The organism is Gammaproteobacteria bacterium (assembly GCA_009838035.1).
In the GTDB taxonomy this organism is placed as follows: domain Bacteria; phylum Pseudomonadota; class Gammaproteobacteria; order Steroidobacterales; family Foliamicaceae; genus Foliamicus.
Genome location: VXSK01000012.1, coordinates 1 through 12,255 on the forward strand (window position 1 = coordinate 1; position 12,255 = coordinate 12,255).

11 protein-coding genes are annotated in these 12,255 nt (G+C 65.8%); 8 read left to right on the forward strand and 3 right to left on the reverse strand.

Annotated elements, in window-relative coordinates; genetic code table 11:
- Positions 1 to 116: 116 nt before the first annotated feature.
- Together F4Y72_06970 and msrA are read right to left on the reverse strand one after the other, a co-directional pair.
- Complete coding sequence (locus F4Y72_06970; GenBank protein MXZ28033.1) at positions 117 to 1,511, reverse strand: TonB family protein; 1,395 nt, start codon at positions 1,509 to 1,511, stop codon at positions 117 to 119.
- A 2-nt stretch (positions 1,512 to 1,513) separates the two neighbouring features.
- On the reverse strand, positions 1,514 to 2,176 hold the full coding sequence (gene msrA / locus F4Y72_06975) for a peptide-methionine (S)-S-oxide reductase MsrA (GenBank protein MXZ28034.1): 663 nt from the start codon (positions 2,174 to 2,176) through the stop codon (positions 1,514 to 1,516).
- Between the two features lie 194 nt (positions 2,177 to 2,370).
- On the opposite strand from msrA, the gene rpmE reads away from it, so the two are divergent.
- Together rpmE and F4Y72_06985 are read left to right on the forward strand one after the other, a co-directional pair.
- A complete protein-coding gene (rpmE, locus tag F4Y72_06980; protein MXZ28035.1) occupies positions 2,371 to 2,583 on the forward strand; it encodes a 50S ribosomal protein L31 in 213 nt (70 codons plus the stop codon).
- Positions 2,584 to 2,781: 198 nt separating this feature from the next.
- Entirely contained in the window at positions 2,782 to 4,059 is a 1,278-nt protein-coding gene (locus tag F4Y72_06985; GenBank protein ID MXZ28036.1) for a citrate synthase, read from the forward strand.
- A 4-nt stretch (positions 4,060 to 4,063) separates the two neighbouring features.
- On the opposite strand, the gene F4Y72_06990 is transcribed toward F4Y72_06985, so the two are convergent.
- Positions 4,064 to 6,646 carry a peptidase gene (locus F4Y72_06990; GenBank protein ID MXZ28037.1) on the reverse strand — a complete coding sequence of 861 codons (2,583 nt, stop codon included), beginning with the start codon at positions 6,644 to 6,646 and terminating at the stop codon, positions 4,064 to 4,066.
- A 75-nt stretch (positions 6,647 to 6,721) separates the two neighbouring features.
- Between F4Y72_06990 and F4Y72_06995 the strand changes: the two genes are divergently transcribed.
- The 6 genes from F4Y72_06995 (at position 6,722) to aroB (ending at position 12,230) form a co-directional block, all read left to right on the forward strand.
- Positions 6,722 to 7,777: a hypothetical protein gene (locus tag F4Y72_06995; protein ID MXZ28038.1), complete on the forward strand. Its 1,056-nt coding sequence runs from the start codon at positions 6,722 to 6,724 to the stop codon at positions 7,775 to 7,777.
- Between the two features lie 9 nt (positions 7,778 to 7,786).
- Positions 7,787 to 8,344 (forward strand): hypothetical protein, encoded by a 558-nt coding sequence (locus F4Y72_07000; GenBank protein ID MXZ28039.1) that lies wholly within the window; start codon positions 7,787 to 7,789, stop codon positions 8,342 to 8,344.
- Positions 8,341 to 9,174 carry a hypothetical protein gene (locus F4Y72_07005; GenBank protein ID MXZ28040.1) on the forward strand — a complete coding sequence of 278 codons (834 nt, stop codon included), beginning with the start codon at positions 8,341 to 8,343 and terminating at the stop codon, positions 9,172 to 9,174. The genes F4Y72_07000 and F4Y72_07005 overlap by 4 nt, the downstream gene beginning before the upstream one ends.
- On the forward strand, positions 9,171 to 10,532 hold the full coding sequence (gene pilQ / locus F4Y72_07010; GenBank protein ID MXZ28041.1) for a type IV pilus secretin PilQ: 1,362 nt from the start codon (positions 9,171 to 9,173) through the stop codon (positions 10,530 to 10,532). The genes F4Y72_07005 and pilQ overlap by 4 nt, the downstream gene beginning before the upstream one ends.
- A 67-nt stretch (positions 10,533 to 10,599) precedes the next feature.
- Positions 10,600 to 11,118 (forward strand): shikimate kinase, encoded by a 519-nt coding sequence (locus tag F4Y72_07015; GenBank protein ID MXZ28042.1) that lies wholly within the window; start codon positions 10,600 to 10,602, stop codon positions 11,116 to 11,118.
- A 26-nt stretch (positions 11,119 to 11,144) separates the two neighbouring features.
- The gene (gene aroB, locus F4Y72_07020; protein ID MXZ28043.1) at positions 11,145 to 12,230 is read left to right on the forward strand and encodes a 3-dehydroquinate synthase; all 1,086 of its coding nucleotides are present in this window, start codon (positions 11,145 to 11,147) and stop codon (positions 12,228 to 12,230) included.
- Positions 12,231 to 12,255: the final 25 nt, after the last annotated feature.

Below are 12,255 nucleotides of genomic sequence, written 5' to 3' on the forward strand. Positions count from 1 at the left end.
CCCTATTCAAACAGACAAGCAGGGACAGCGAGAATCGAGCCAGGATGGCGCCTCCCACGAGGAGGGGGACGAACGAAGGGCGAGGAAGCGCAAACAGGCGCATAACCTCGAGAAGGCTACGTTGCGGCCGCTCCCGGAACTTCAAGCGGCCGTTCTTCATCCACCGGTTCCGACGGCGCAGGCATTCCCTCAACCGGTTCCGGGTCGCGCCGCTTGTACCAGCGGAAGCGATGCCGGTAGATGACGTCCTCCACGCGCACCGGCTCGCCGTCCCGCATCTGGGGGCGGAACTTGGCGCCCTTGATCAGGGCCACAGCGATTTCGTCGATCATGCCGGGCGGGTTGGATTCCATGACCTGCGCCCCCGAAACGGTCCCGTCCTGCTCGATCGTCAACTGCAGCACAATCGACCCCGCCCGCGGCTGGGACTCGTATCTTGACGAGTTTGACATTTCGCGGGGCACCTGCACGGGAAGTCTTGCGCTGCGGAGCGGGATCACCGGGTTTTGGAGGAGTTCCGCACGTAAATCCAGCGCCTCGTCGTCCACGCTCAACAGCTCCCAGGCCTCCCGATAGGTTTCACGCGCGTTGGGCTGGCGATTGAAGATCGTTTGCGTGTCGCCGATGTCGATCAGCAGCCTGGCCTGCTGCAGAATGTCCTGAATCGGGTGGGCGCGAACGATGCTCAAGGCTCGCCTGAAGAACTCTTCGGCCTTCTCGCGCCTTGACTCCCGAAGGAAACTGCTGGCTTGCCCGCGAAGCGCCTGCACCCGCTCCAGGCTGTCCTCGCCGCTCGCCGACTGGATGATCCGGTCGGCCGCCGCATAGGCCCGGCGCTGGAGTGCGGTCTGGCGCGTGCGTTCATACCACTCGCCCAGCTTGTAGAGCGCCGGCACCGTGCGCAGATCGCCCGGGCCGTAGCGCCGCTCGTGCGCCCGGACCTGGACGCGCTGGTGCAGATTTGCCTGCTCCAGGTCGCCTTCGGCAAGCGCCAGGTCGCTCAGGAGATCGCGCGTTGCACCCTGCTCCAGGCTGTAGATGCCGGAATTCGCGTGCGTAATCCGCAACGCGCGGGCAAGCGGCTCGATCGCGGCCTCGTAATCGCCCATTCGAATGTGGGTCCGTGCCATTCCATGCAGCGGGTTGACGAGTTCGAGCGCGTCGTAGCCCAGACTGCGGCCCGCGATCGCGATATGCCGCTCGTAGTGAAAAAGCGCATCGCTGTAGCGCCTCTGCACCCGCTGCACCGTCGCAAGGTTGATGAGCGGTGCCAGCAGCTCGGTGGAATCGTAACCGTAGTTCTCCTCGGCCCTGAGCAGCAGAGACCGGGCAAGCTCTTCGCCTTCCTCGTATCGTCGCTCCCTGAACAATTCCACAAAGCGCTGATTCATGCGGCGCTGTTCGGCCAGCCACGTTCGGTCGTTTTCGATGGCGTCGTCGGGCGCCGTCTGGATAGCGAAAGCGGCCGGGGCAACCAGCGCAAGGAGGACGATCAATGCCAGGTGCTTCATGATCACTCCGTCAGCGCCGCCCGTTCATGCAGGCTGGATCCGACTTCGCAGGCCACACCGGTCCCGCCAAGCCCGCAATAGCCCCCAGGATTCTTGGCGAGGTACTGCTGATGGTAATGCTCGGCGAGATAGAACACGCCCGCGGGGGCAATCTCCGTGGTAATCGGACCGAAACCCGACGCCCGGAGTGCGTCGCCATACGCCTGGCGGGATGCCAGCGCCAGGCGCTGCTGGTCGGCGCCGAGGGTATAGATGCCGGAACGGTACTGGGTGCCGATATCGTTGCCCTGGCGCATTCCCTGAGTGGGGTCGTGCGCCTCCCAGAACACGGCGAGGAGCTCGTCATAGCTGACCGTGGCTACGTCGTAGCTCACAAGCACGGCTTCGGCGTGACCGGTAACACCCGAGCAGACGGAATAGTAGTCCGGATCGGCCTGGTGCCCGCCGGTGTATCCCACGGCCGTGCCGTGCACGCCCGGCGTTTGCCAGAACCTGCGCTCCGCTCCCCAGAAACAGCCCAGGGCGAATAGGGCTTGTGAAACGCCTTCCGGCGGGCAGCCTGTCAGAGGCGTGCCCAGCACTTCATGTCTGACCGCCTCGAACCTACCCAGATGGGCCGGCACTTTAATCGGCGCCTGCCGGATTTGTTCGGATTCTCTGTCCATTCCTCAAGTTCGCCTTGCGCTGTGGGCCTTGCGGTTCGCCGTCTTCTTCAATTCCTTGCGGGAAAATAAACATACCATAGCGCGGCAATCATGCGATGATGCGCGCGCCTCCGGCAGGCCCGGCCGGATTGAACAAGGGCCGCCATTCGGTTATGCTTCCGCCCCGCTCGCTCTGTTGGACGGGGCCGCAACCCGTGAAGTCCGGAATACATCCAAAGTACAACGAGATCAAGGTCACCTGCAGTTGTGGCTGGGAACTGGTCACTCGCTCAACCTTGAGTGAGGACATTCGCGTGGAAGTATGTTCTTCCTGCCACCCGTTCTTTACCGGGTCGCAGAGGATCATGGAATCGGCCGGTCAGATCGAAAAGTTCCGCCGCCGGTACGGTTCACGGAAGTCCGCCTAAACCCCTCATTTCCCGCAGTTTTTCGCCAATCCGGCAGCTGGGCTATAATAACGGTTTGCGGCGCGAACGCCCAGATTCTGGGCCGCGCCTTTCCTAGGCTGGCGTCACCCCCCAACGGAGCGCCAATCCCGGTGTTCGGAGAGCCGGTTTCGTGACGCCTGCGCCATCCGTCCTGCCGGGCTGGAACAAGGCAGTTGCATGACCGATTCGGGCGACAGACTTGTAAGCCGCGACGGGCACTCCGTGCCTCTTACGCGGCGTACGGGCGTGCTCGGCGCCGACGCGCTGGAACTGAAAGCCGTCCCACGGGCGACCGGCGCCTACAGTTACGACCCCGGGTTCGCGTCCACCGCCAGTTGCACCAGCCGAATCACTTACGTCGACGGCGAAAAGGGCGTGCTCATGTATCGCGGTTACGCCGCGGACGACCTGGCGCGGAACAGCAACTTCACCGAGGTGTGCTGGCTGCTCCTGAACGGGGAGTTGCCGTCGCGCGCGGAACTGCAATCGTTCTCTGAGGAATTGGCAAACCTGCGGGCCTGCGCCCCGGAAGTGCTCGATGCGATCGCCGCAATGCCCGCCGGCGCCCATCCGATGAGCACGATGACGGTCGCGCTATCGGTGATGCCGGCCGTATATCCCGAGTGCGCCAACCCGGGCGACGCAGATCACAGGCAACGCTTCAGCCACCGGGCAATCGCCAATATCGCGACCGTGGCGGCGGCGGCCTACCGCAACGCGATCGGCGAGCCGGCCATAGCGCCGCGCGGGGATCTCGGCTACGCCGCCAACCTGCTCTACATGATGTTCGGCGAAGAGCCCAGTCCGGTGGCGGCCAGGGCGCTGGACACGCTGCTGGTGCTGCACGCGGACCACGAACAGAACTGCTCGACCTCCACCGTGCGCATGGCCGGGAGTTCCGGGGTCAATCCGTTCTCGGCCCTCGCCGCCGGGTGTATAGCGCTTTGGGGCCCCGCGCACGGCGGCGCCAACGAGGCCGTGATCCAGATGCTGGAAGAGATTGGCACTTCGGAGAATATCGGGGAATACGTCGCGAGGGCCAAGAAACCGGGGGATTCTTTCCGGCTGATGGGCTTCGGCCACCGGGTCTACAAGAATTTCGATCCGCGTGCGACCATCATCCGGGGCATCTGTCATGAAGTGCTTCAGGAGCTCAAGACCGGCAAGGGCCGGCTGTTCACGCTGGCGCGGCAACTGGAGGAAATCGCCCTGAGCGACAAATACTTCAAGGACCGGCGCCTGTATCCCAACGTGGACTTTTATTCCGGCATCATCTACCGCGCGCTGGGGTTGCCGGCGACCATGTTTACGCCCATGTTCGCCGTCGGCCGGACCGCGGGCTGGGCGGCGCACTGGTGTGAAATGCAAAGGGACTCCGAGTCGCGGATCGGCCGGCCCCGCCAGCTCTATCTCGGGCCCACGGCGCGCAGCTACACTCCTGTAGAGGAACGCTGAAGGCCTAGAAGAGTTCCTCTTCTTCTTCGTCTGCGTCGGCGGATGAGGTTCCTCTCGAGGCGCCGGGAAGGGCGTCTTCCCTGAACAGTTCGAAGATCGCGTCGGCCTCGCCCGGCGGCGCCAGCAAGCCGGTCTCGGGCGAGACCCGGGCGGAAACAATGCGCCGCGGGCGCGGCAGAGGGGCTTCGGGCGCCCCTTCCAGCGCCTCCTCCATGAAGTAGATCCAGATCGGCAGGGCGGTGCGCCCGCCTTCCTCGAAGCGTCCGAGCGACCGCTCCTGGTCGAAACCCACCCACACGGTCGCCAGCAGGTCCCCGTTGAAGCCACTGAACCAGGCGTCCCGATTGTCGTTCGACGTGCCGGTCTTTCCGGCCAGGTCCTCCCGGCCCAGCGCCCGCGCTCTTCTGCCGGTCCCGCGCAGAACCACATCGCGCATCATGTCGTAGACGATGTAGGCGTTTTCGGCGCTCACCACGCGGGGAGCCAGTTTCTGGTCGGCGAACAGTTCGGGCCTGTCGGTCACGTCCGGATTGCGTTGCAGGGTCGCCGCCTGCATCTGGGCCACCGATTCGAAGGAATCGAAAGGGTCTTCGGCGCCGGCGGCAGGGTAGAGCGCGGCGAGCCGATCGAGCCTGGCATACGCATGCGCCAGGCGGGTGGGCATTCGCGGTTCGCCGCCGTTCAGCCACTCGGCGGCGCCGGCCGACCCCGTGCCAACGTATTCCGCCTTCAATTCACAGTACCGGCAGGCAACGGCCGCATCGGCCTGGTAGCGCAGGCCTTCCTGCTCCACCCGCTCGATCAGCCAGGGCTCGACTCGATATCCGCCATTGGCCAGAACGGCGTAGCCGCGGGCAATCTGCAGCGGCGGCACGCCGCCGGAACCCAGCGCCAGGGAATAGGTTGGAGGCAGCGAGGAGTCCGGCAGGCCGAAAGCGCCAATGTGGCCGATGGTGTCGCTCAGACCCACCCGCTGGAGAACACGAACCGACACGAGGTTCATCGAACGCACGAGCGCTTCGCGCAGGCGGGTCGGGCCGTTGAAACGTCCCGAGTTGTTCTTGGGACGCCAGACGGACTCGGTGGTGGGGTCGTATATAGCCACCGGCGCGTCATTCACGACCGTGGCGGCGGTCAGTCCGTGATCCAACGCGGCGGAGTAAATGAACGGCTTGAACACGGAACCGGGCTGGCGCAGGGCGTCCACGGCCCGATTGAACTTGCTGTGGCTGAAGTCGTAGCCGCCCACGAGCGCCACGATCCCGCCGTCGTGTGGATTGATGGCCACCAGGGCGCCCTGGACTTCCGGCCGCTGGGTCAGCTCCAGGCCCCCTTCGTCGGCATCGCGAACCAGTATCAGGTCTCCCACGGCAAACATGTCCTCGGGTCCGGCGGGCTCCGGGCCGACTTCATTCTCCGAGACGTAGGGCCGACGGCGCACCCGCTCCCATGGCAGTTCCGAGCGGGCCGCACCCTGGACCAGGACCTCGACCTCGCCCGCCTCGCCGAAGGACATCACAAGAGCCGGCCGCGCGTCCGCGACCGGCGGCAGGGAATCCATGTGTTCCAGCAATTCCGCGTCGGTCCGCAGCCCCTCGGCCCGCAGGTTGCGGAGCAGATCGGCCTGCACCGGGCCACGGTATCCGTGCCGGCGGTCGTACTCCCGCAAACCGCGGCGCACGGCTCGTTCGGCCGCAGCCTGCATGCGGGCGTCTATCGTTGTCGTTACCCGATATCCGCCGGTCAGCGCTTCCGTTCCGTAACGGGCAATCGCTTCCTTGCGCACCATCTCCAGGACCCAGGGGGCCCCGACCTCCTGACGCGGTCCGTGCAGATGGGACTCCATGGGCACCGCCAGAGCCTCCCGCCGCTCCGCTTCGGAAATGAAGTCCAGTTCCCTGAGCCTGCGCAGGACGTACGCCCGTCGATTCGTGGCGCGGCGGGGGTTCCTGACGGGATTGATGGCCGACGGCGCCTTGGGCAACCCGGCGAGCGTGGCGCTCTCGGCAATATTCAGCTCATCGAGGTTCTTGCCGAAATAAACCTGGGCTGCGGCCGCTACGCCATAGGCCCGGTTGCCAAGGAAAATCTTGTTGAGATACAGCTCAAGTATCTCTTCCTTGCTCAGTTCGCGCTCAAGCCGCCGGGAAAGGAACAGTTCCCTGGCCTTGCGGACGAAGGTGCGTTCCCTTCCCACGTAGTACTCGCGAGCGAGCTGCTGGGTAATGGTGCTGCCCCCCTGGCTGGCGGATTGCGTAAGGATCAGGTTGAGGGCGGCGCGCGCCAGGCCCTGGTAGTCGTAACCGGGATGCTCAAAGAAGCGATCGTCCTCGGCCGCGAGAAAGGCATTGCGGAGCAGCTCCGGTACATCCTCAAGGTCCACCGGAGTCCTGAACCTCTCGCCGACTTCGCCGATCATCCGTCCGTCGCGGGTGTTCGCCTGCAGGGGAATCTCCAGCGGCACCTCGCGGATGTCCTCCACGCTCGGCAGTCCCGGGGCGAGGTAGAAATACGCGCCGGCGATCAGCATGGCCAGCGTAATCAGTCCCATGGTGGCTCCCGCAACGCCCAGGACGCATATCTTCACGAACGCGTTGATAAACGATCTGGACTGGAGTAGCCGCGTAATCACAGGATAAGTTCCAGGCTGTGCGGGACCTGAATGCCCATTATAGGCAGCCCTCACGAATCTTCCTCCACACGGACGGTTTCAATACATCAGTCGACCATGCAGGGATTGCGGCGAACAAATTCAGTTCTGGGGCTGGACATCGGCGCGGGCGCAGTCAAGATGGTCGAGCTCAGCCGGGGGGCCATACGATCCTGCGCTCTCTCGCTACGCTCGCACGCGGAGGACTCCTCGCACGATTCCGACGCCGACGCGATAAGGGACGCCTTGCGCCGGACCGCCCCGCGCGCCCGGCGGGCGGTGGTCGGTCTCGACGACGCCGACGTCATCGTGCACCGCTTCAGCCTGCCGAAGGACCTTCCGCTCGCGGAAACGGAAGGGCAGGCACGCCTGCAGGCCGGCCAGGCCGCACCCTTCCCTCTCGGCGAGGCCGCCTTCGATTACGTAGCGGAAACGGCGGGCCGACAGACGCAGGGTTTCCGGATGGCGATCGCCCGCTCGGCAGCCGTAGACGCCGTGTGCCGGGCAGTCGGGCTTGCCGGCTTGTCCGTCGCCGCCGTAGACGTCACGACATTCGCGGTCCAGGGAGCGATAGCGGCGGTGGCCGGCCGGGAGGCGCCGCTGGCGGTCCTTGACGGAGGCTACCGGCAATTGCGCCTGACGGTCCAATCAGGAGGCGAGTCCGTCTTTCAGCACAGCCAGCCCTTCGGCTGCGCTCAGTTGGCCGGGCGCCTCAGCAGCGCTTACGGGCTGTCGGACTGCGACACGCACAAGGCGCTTGCGGAATGCGCACTGCCCGGCGGGGGCGCCGCCCGGATCAGGGAGTCGTTCCTCAAGGACCTCGCCCGGCATGCCGCGCGCGCGATGCAACTGCATCTGACAGCGCGACCGAATATCGCGCCGCCCGAGAGGATGCTTCTCTGGGGAGGCGCCGCCTTGCTTCACGGCGCATGCACGGCCCTGCGCGAGGAACTGGACCTGCCCGTTGAAGCGATTGGGACCCCGGCTTTCGGCCCCGGCGACGGCGCGAGTGAATTCTCGCCCGCCCTGTTCGGAGCGTATGCCCTGGCGCTAAATGATCACGCCTGAGCGGCAAGCATGGCTCCCCTGAGCGGCGATCGGGCGATGCAATCGCTGAACCTGCTTCCCTGGCGCGACCGGAGGGAAAGGACGCGGCGGCGCGACGCCTGGGCCGCCCTCCTGTGCGGGCTCGTCGCCGGCATGGGAGTCGTGGCCGCAACCGAGCTTCATTACGCCGGGAAACTGCGCGAAGTCGAGCGCCGGGCTGCGCAACTGCAGGCCGCCATTGCCGGGTACAGGGACACGGCCGCCGACCAGCGGAACCTGCAGGCAAACAGCGACGATATGGGCGCCCTGCTGGCCGAATTGCAGCGGGTCCGTGACCACAACCAGGTCGTGCGGGACTGGCTGGAGGAACTGCCCGAAGCGATCCCATCCGATTTGCGCCTCAAGGGGCTCTCGATCAAGGGAACGGATTGGGAATTGCAGGGCGTGGCCCGCAACCTGGAACCGGCGGCGCAACTTCTTCAATCGATCCGGGCCATGCCCACGGTGTCCGAATCCCGCATCGAGCATTTGCGCAGCAACTCGGGCCAGGCGCGCGAATTCGTGTTGACGGGAGGGTTCGCGGAATGACGCTGCTCGACGAGCTGCGCAACCTGGAGCCTGGTAAACCCGGGCTGTGGAGCCGGCGGGTAAGCGTCACGCTGGCGTGCTCCCTGCTGGTACTGGTAACAGCAGTCGGACTTCAGGTCCGCGTTCGGGGGACGCTGCTGCCGCAGCTGGCCGGGGCTACGGAAACTCTTGCCGGCCTGGAGGAAAGGCTGCAGGAAGCGCGCCGTGCCCAGCGGCGATCGCAACTGCTGCGCATGGAACTGGAACGACTCGAAGAGCAGCTTCGGCAAAGCTGGGCGAGGATCCCGCGCGGCGCCGGGTCTCTGGACCTGGCCGTGTCGCTGGCGGCGGGCGGGGACGGGTCGCCCGTGGAGGAAGTGCGGCCCTGGGAGCCGCCGGGAGACATGTCCCGCCGGTTCCCGCACCTCGGCGCGGAAATGCAGATGGCCGGTGATTACGGTCAGATCATCGGTGCTATCGACCTTGTTCTGACGGCCGGGGAATTGCGCGAGCTGGGCGAGATCACGATCGCATCGGGCGACAGTCCGGAGAACCGCCGCTTGCGCGCCGAGGCGCGGCTGTTGGCCTACTTTGCCGACGAGGGGCACGCCGACTGGCTTCCCGACCCCGGCGCGGGCGAGCCGGCAGAAGCACTGGCTCCGCCCACGAGTCCGGGCCTTCCCTCTCCCTTCGGTGCATTGCCCCGGGAGATCGGCGACCTCACTGCGGTCGCCGGCGGGCAAGAGCGGGAATCGTCAAGAGAAAGCGGCTTTATACGGGTGGGCGACCGACGCTACCGGATCGTGGACGATCACGAGGGCCGGCCGCGTCTGCATCCGGAAACGCCATGACCGGGCCCTACCGAAGGGCCTGGCTTGCGCTTCTTTCGCTCACCTGCGCCGGTCTCTCGCTGGCGGACGAAGCCGGGCGCATATCCCTGAGCTTCAGGGAACTGCCCGTTAGCGCCGCACTGCAGCTTCTGGCGGAGGCTACGGAGCAGCAAATGCTGGTTTCCGATTCAGTTACCGGCACCATCACCCTGGAAATCACCGAAATGGCTCATGACGACGCACTCGCGCTGTTGCTTGAAACCCGGGGGTTGAAGGCGCGCAGGAACCACGGCGTCTGGGTGGTGGCCACCCCCGAAGAGTTCCTCGCGCGGGACTCCTCCCGCCGCGAGGTGGAGCGTGCGCAGGAATCCCTGGCGTCGTTGCAGCTGCGGCAGTTCAGGGTCAACTACGCCTCGGCCTCCGAACTGGCCGCCGTGATCGCCGGTGGTCAATCCACGCTGCTTTCCGAACGGGGCACGGTTCAGGTGGACGAGCGAACCAATAGCCTGATCGCTCACGATACTCCGCATCGCCTGGAGAAGCTCGCGCAATTGCTGGCCAAACTGGACCTGCCGGCGCGGCAGGTGCTGATCGAGTCGCGCGTGGTGGTCGCCAACCGGAATTACGGACGCAACCTGGGTTTGCGCTGGGGCGTTACGGCGGTGGACCGGCGTGGCGAGGGCCGCGCGGTCGTGCTTTCCGGGACCGGGGAAGCCACCGGGCGCATCGCCGAAACGCTGGAAAACCCGAAGGATGGGCAAGGAGCATTGACCGCCGCCGATGTCGCCGACCGTTACAGCGTCAGTCTGCCGGTTGCCGGGGCCGCCGGACGGTTCTCGCTGGCCCTGCTGCATCCCGATTACCTGCTGGACCTCGAACTTGCGGCGATGCAGGCCGAAGGCCATGGTCGTCTCATATCCGCGCCCCGGGTGCTCGCTTCCGACCAGCGCGAAGCGAGCATCCGCCAGGGCGTCGAAATCCCCTACCAGGAAGCGGCCTCCAGCGGCGCCACAACCACCCACTTCAAGCACGCCGCGCTGGGCCTCACGGTCACGCCCCGGATCACGCCCAACGGCCGGGTCATCCTCCGCCTGCTGGTAACCAAGGACAGCGTGGGAAAGATTGTCGCCACCGAGCGCGGAGGCGCCGTTCCGTCCATCGATACGCGCCGGATCGAGACCGAGGTACTGGTGCAGGACGGCCAGACCCTCGTGCTGGGCGGAATTCGGGAAACCGAGAATGCCGACACGCAATCCAGCGTGCCCTGGCTGGGGTCCATTCCCGGTCTCGGCCGTCTGTTCCGTTCAAGCATCAATTCCTCCAACGAGACCGAACTCCTCGTTTTCGTGACACCGACGATTATCGAGCCGCAGCAATAGCGGAACGGTTTGTGGGTACCATTTGCGGCCAATCCCGCAATCCCCCGCGCCGGGACGATCACAAGCCATGCCAACGCCGCGAAACATATTTCTGGTAGGTCCCATGGGTTCCGGCAAATCCGCGGTCGGAAGCTGGCTGGCCGGGCGCCTCAAGTGGCAATTCGCCGACAGCGACCGGTATATCGAGGAACAGACCGGCGTGGACATCGCGCTGATCTTTGAATTCGAGGGCGAAGAAGGGTTCCGGGCGCGCGAGGAGAAGGCGCTCGAACACCTGTGCGAACAGCGGAACATTGTGCTGGCCACGGGGGGCGGCGCCGTCCTCCGCGAGCGTAACCGCGAGGCACTGCGGGCCGGCGGCAGGGTGGTCTACCTCAAGTGCGGCCTGGACGAGCAGGTGCGCCGGACCCGCGACGTCCGCAATCGTCCGCTATTGGCCTCCGGCCCGAAACGTGACATTCTGAAGGATCTGATGCTTCAACGCGGCCCGCTGTACCTTGAAGTGGCCAGCCACATCGTGGATACCACGGGGCGCCGGGTCAGGCAGGTCGGACAGGATATCCTGAAGTTGTTGAAGGAAAACTAGCGGCGCGGCATCGCGTCACACCAGGTATGGAAGTCGATCGAATAGATGTTCAGGCGGCCTCGGGCACGTACCCCGTGCTCGTGGGCCAGGGCCTCCTCACCCGTCCCGGAATCCTGGACGAATGGGTCGGGAACGGGGGTGTCCTCGCCGTGGCCAGCCGCACTGTCGCGGACCTGTATCTGGATCGCCTGGCCGCGCTTGTGGGCGGGGATCCTTGCGAGACCCTGGTCCTTCCCGACGGCGAAGAGGCCAAGGACATCAGGCACTGGCAGCGAATCCTGCACCGCATGACCCGCCTGGGGCTGGACCGGGGCTGCACGCTGATTTCGCTGGGTGGCGGCTGTGTGGGCGACGTGGCCGGCTTTGCCGCCGCCTGCTATCACCGCGGCGTGGATTACGTCCAGCTTCCGACCACGCTGCTCGCGCAGGTGGACTCATCGGTGGGCGGAAAGACCGCGATCAATACCCAGTGGGGCAAGAACCTGGTCGGCGCCTTTCACCAGCCGCGGGCGGTAATCTGCGACACCGACGTTCTCGACACGCTGCCCGACCGTGAACTGAAAGCCGGGATGGCGGAAGTCGTGAAATACGGCGCAATTGCCGACGAGGAGTTTCTCGGGTGGCTGGAAGACAACACCGGCGAGTTGCTGGAACGCGACCCAGCCTGCCTGCGCCATGCCGTTCGACGCTCGATCGAGATCAAGGCCGCGATCGTCGGCGAGGACGAGCACGACCGCAGCGGGCGGCGCGCCGTGCTGAATTTCGGCCACAGCTTCGGGCATGCAATCGAGCACACGGCAGGTTACGGACGCTGGCTGCATGGCGAGGCCGTGGCCGCCGGAATGTGCATGGCCGCCAGGCTGGCGGTGGCCGAAGGAAAATTGCAGCGCCGGGAACAACGGCGCCTGGAGGCGCTGCTGGCGCACCTGGGCCTGCCGGTGAACGCGGGCGATCTGGACGCCGGGGACCTCAAGAAGGCGATGCTCGGCGACAAAAAGAATGCCCAGGGCCGGATTCGGCTGATCCTGCCCCGCGGCCTGGGCGACGCGCACGTGACGGGAGACTTCTCGATGGATGCGCTGGACATCGTGCTGTCGGGACGCTCGCCTTGACGACGGCCGCGGCGTGGCGGGGCCG

Coding starts and splice junctions, on each gene's coding strand:
- F4Y72_06970 (MXZ28033.1), bottom strand. CDS start 1,511: ATGAAGCACCTGGCATTGATCGTCCTCCTTGCGCTGGTTGCCCCGGCC.
- msrA (MXZ28034.1), bottom strand. CDS start 2,176: ATGGACAGAGAATCCGAACAAATCCGGCAGGCGCCGATTAAAGTGCCG.
- F4Y72_06985 (MXZ28036.1), top strand. CDS start 2,782: ATGACCGATTCGGGCGACAGACTTGTAAGCCGCGACGGGCACTCCGTG.
- F4Y72_06995 (MXZ28038.1), top strand. CDS start 6,722: ATGCCCATTATAGGCAGCCCTCACGAATCTTCCTCCACACGGACGGTT.
- F4Y72_07000 (MXZ28039.1), top strand. CDS start 7,787: ATGGCTCCCCTGAGCGGCGATCGGGCGATGCAATCGCTGAACCTGCTT.
- F4Y72_07005 (MXZ28040.1), top strand. CDS start 8,341: ATGACGCTGCTCGACGAGCTGCGCAACCTGGAGCCTGGTAAACCCGGG.
- pilQ (MXZ28041.1), top strand. CDS start 9,171: ATGACCGGGCCCTACCGAAGGGCCTGGCTTGCGCTTCTTTCGCTCACC.
- F4Y72_07015 (MXZ28042.1), top strand. CDS start 10,600: ATGCCAACGCCGCGAAACATATTTCTGGTAGGTCCCATGGGTTCCGGC.
- aroB (MXZ28043.1), top strand. CDS start 11,145: ATGGAAGTCGATCGAATAGATGTTCAGGCGGCCTCGGGCACGTACCCC.